Genomic DNA, 1360 nt, shown 5'->3' on the forward strand with positions numbered 1-1360 from the left:
GGCCGGTCCCGGTCGTCTCGCCGCTCGTGCGGCGGCTGGCGCGGGAGCACGGGCTCGACCTGCGGCAGCTGTCCGGATCGGGGCGCGAGGGCCTGATCCTGCGCACCGACGTGGAGCGCGCGATCGAGCGGGCCGCGGCCCTCCCGGCACCCGAGGCCGAGGCGCCCGCGGGCCCGGGCACGCAGGACGGCGCCGTCCGCATCCCGCTGAAGGGCGTGCGCGGCGCGGTCGCCGACAAGATGGAGCGCAGCCGCCGGGAGATCCCCGACGCGACCTGCTGGCTGGACGCGGACGCGACGGAGCTGATGGCCGCGCGCGCCGCGATGAACGCGGCCGGCGGGTCGAAGATCTCCGTCCTCGCGGTGCTCGCCCGGATCTGCACGGCCGCGCTCGCGCGCTTCCCGGAGCTGAACGCGACGGTGGACACGTCGGCCCGGGAGATCGTCCGCCTGCCCGCGGTGCACCTCGGATTCGCCGCACAGACCGAGCGGGGGCTCGTGGTGCCCGTCGTGCGCGACGCGCACGCGCGCTCCGCCGAGTCGCTGAGCGGGGAGTTCGGCCGCCTGACCGAGCTGGCCAGGCAGGGCGCGCTGACGCCCGCCGACCTGACCGGCGGCACGTTCACGCTCAACAACTACGGGGTGTTCGGGGTCGACGGCTCCACGCCGATCCTCAACCACCCCGAGGCGGCCATGCTCGGCGTCGGACGGATCGTGCCCAAGCCCTGGGTGCACGAGGGCGAGCTGGCGGTGCGCCAGGTCGTGCAGCTCTCGCTGACGTTCGACCACCGCGTCTGCGACGGCGGGGTGGCGGGCGGCTTCCTCCGGTACGTGGGCGACTGCGTGGAGCAGCCGTCGGTCCTGCTGCGCACGCTGTAGACGCGAGCGGCGGCGGCTCCGCGGGAACAGCGGAGCGGCGGCGGCTCCGCGGGAACGGCAGAGGGGCGACGGGGCGGCGGGAACAGCGGAGGGCGGCGGGAACGGCGGCGGGCCGCGTGAGCAGCTCGTTCCCCCGGTCCCGGCGGCGGGCCTCGTGAGCGGCTCGTCCCCCCGTCCCGTCGGCGTCCCGCGTCCCCCGGCCGCCGTCCCTGACGCCTTCCCCGACGAGGACGCGCCCCGCCGCGTGCTTCAAGGGCGCGATCACGGCGATACTTCAGCCATGACAGCCGCCGGCGACGACCCTTTGCCGCGTCCGTCGCGCCCGGAGCGCGCGGCGCTCCCGTTCGACGCCGTGGTGCTCGCCGGGGGCGCGGCAAGGCGCCTCGGCGGCGCCGACAAGCCCGGCGTGCGCGTCGGCGGCCGGACGCTGCTCGACCGGGTGCTGGCCGCCTGCGCGGGCGCCGGGCGCACCGTCGTCGTCG

At 77.3% G+C, this 1360-nt stretch carries 2 protein-coding genes; both read left to right on the forward strand.

Features of this window, described 5'->3' with window-relative positions:
• Positions 1-878, forward strand: an 878-nt coding sequence (locus L1885_RS28375) for a dihydrolipoamide acetyltransferase family protein (protein WP_235800004.1), incomplete at its 5' end; no start/stop codon positions are given.
• A 154-nt stretch (positions 879-1032) separates the two neighbouring features.
• Positions 1033-1360: NTP transferase domain-containing protein (locus L1885_RS29485; RefSeq protein ID WP_372482059.1), on the forward strand; the 328-nt coding region annotated here is incomplete at its 3' end.

It is taken from the genome of Streptomyces fuscigenes (genome assembly GCF_021556455.1).
GTDB lineage: Bacteria > Actinomycetota > Actinomycetes > Streptomycetales > Streptomycetaceae > Streptomyces > Streptomyces fuscigenes.